At 60.7% G+C, this 2,166-nt stretch carries 1 pseudogene; it reads right to left on the bottom strand.

The features are described from left to right. Positions 1–2,057: pseudogene (locus QM467_RS19660) on the bottom strand (hypothetical protein); the annotation flags it as partial. Positions 2,058–2,166: the final 109 nt, after the last annotated feature.

The raw sequence follows: 2,166 nt of genomic DNA, 5'->3' as shown, positions 1-2,166 counted from the left end.
TGCCCGCTCAGCGCCAGCACGCCGGTGGCGGAGTTATAAGTGCCGGAAATGCCGTTCTGGTTGACGAAGTTGAGCAGATCGCCAGATTGGAAATTGCCCGCAATCGTCACCGTCGCCGAGGCGAGGGAAAGATTGTCGGGATCGCTGACCGCCAGCGAAGGGTCGATCACGACGGCGACGCCTCCCGACGTATAGCTCGCGGTATTGCCCGCTCCCGACAACACCGGCGCCTGATCGACGCCGACGACATTGACCGAGCTGGACACGACCGCCGATTGCAACGAGCCGGCGCTGACCTGCCAATTGATCGCGCGCGTCAGGTTCGTCCCGTAATTGGTCGGATTGAGGCTGCTCGAGCTGAACGTCACGCTGTCGAGCGCCGTCTGATAGGCCGCCAGGCTGGCTGAGCCGGTCAGCGTCAGCGCGCCCGTCGTTGCATTATACGAGCCGGTTATGCCGTTCTGATTGGTGAAGTTGAGCGTGTCTCCGGCGAACCGACCGCTGGCGATCGTGACCGTCGCTCCGCTCAGGGTCGAACTGCTTGGGTCGGAGACCGTCAAGCCAGAGTCGAGCGTCGCCGCCGCGCCGCCCTCCGTATAAGTCGCCGACACTCCGGCGCCGCCCAGCGACGGGGGGGAGGAACTGGAGACGGTCACCTGCACCGTCACGGTGTCCCACCAGGAGGAAAGCCCTGCCGGGATGGTTACGCCCGTTTTGGTCACATATTCATTGGAGATCCAGAAGCCGTTCGGATTGTTGGGATCGGCGACGGCAGTGGAATAGGTTCCCCAGCGCATGTTGGTGCTGCCGGAGGCGCTGCCGGAATCGAAAAATGTGTCGCTCGCCTGATAGAGCGTCGGCGCGCTGAAGGCGGAAAGGCCGGCGCCGAGCACCGTGTAATAGTCTGAGGGATACATGTTCGGCCCCGAGGCCGAGAAATTGATCAAGACGTCGCCGTTCTGGTCGACCGCGATCGACGGAGTGAAGACCGCGACGCCCGCGCCAATCGAAGCGCCGGAAATGACGCCCCCCATGACAATTTGGGGATTGGCGGGATCGGTGACGTCGAGCTTGAACCATTCGATTTGGGCGGGCGCCCCTGCGCTCGGCATGACTTCGCTCACGCCATAAACGTAATCGTGTCCTCCCGAGGAGGCATAGGCAAGGCCTTGAATGCGCGAGTCATTGATGTTGAGCAGCTTGGTCGTGCCCAGCTGCGCGGCGGTATAGTCGCTGCCGCCGCCTCCCACGTCGCTGTCGTCAAGCCCGAGCGTCTTCGGCGCGCTGAAGCTGCCGGTCGTCGCATCGTAGGCTTGGAAGGCGAGAATGGTGCGCGTGTGGTTCGAATAGGCGCTTAAATAATATGTTTTCCCATTTGCGCCGGCGACGTTGCGCATGATGCCGTTGGACCCTGACGCGATATTGCTGGCATTGGGAGCAATTGCGGCGTTTCCGGCGGCTATGACGTTGCTTTCGCCGACGACGAATTCGGCCGTGTTATAGCCGCCTCCCGCATCGAGATATTCCGGCGTGGAGATGTATATATTGCCGTTGCTGACCGACAGATAAGGCATGTCCGACTGCGTGGTGAAGCCGTTGGACGTGTCGACCGAGGCGAGATACCAGCCGTCGGCCGGGTTGCTGTCCACCGAGACGGCGATAACGATATTGGTGCCGAAATTTCCACCTCCCGGCTGAAAATTATCCGCGATGACGACATAGCGGCCGGTCGAACTGTCATAGGCGGCGCGCGCGTCGAGCAGACTGTTGTCGAGCGTAGGGTTGAACCCGGCGGGCGTATTGTCGAGCCCCGAGAACAAGCTCCAGAGCGAGCTGTCGGGAATAATTGTATTGCCGTTGAGGTCGGTGACCATGTAACGCGAGGACTCGGCCGTGAAAATGTAATTCGGCCCCGCCGCGAGGGCGTTTTGTGGCGGCGTGTTGTTTGGATCCGATATTCCGGAAAATCGCTCGGTGATCGTGCTGTCGGCCTTCGCCGTCATCGTCGAATAGAAGTCGAGCGCCGGCGCGCCGGCGCTGACGCCGATCCGCCTCACGCCAAAAAATCTTTAGAACGTGTTGAGCACACAAAACTGACTGTCTCATAAAAACAAAAGACGCTGGCGCCCATGATTGCTACGTGTATATATAGGTGGTGGCCGTATC

Source organism: Rhodoblastus sp. 17X3 (genome assembly GCF_030056575.1).
Taxonomy (GTDB): domain Bacteria; phylum Pseudomonadota; class Alphaproteobacteria; order Rhizobiales; family Beijerinckiaceae; genus Rhodoblastus.
Note: the sequence above shows the minus strand (reverse complement) of the source record. Positions and strands in the feature narration are given on the sequence as shown.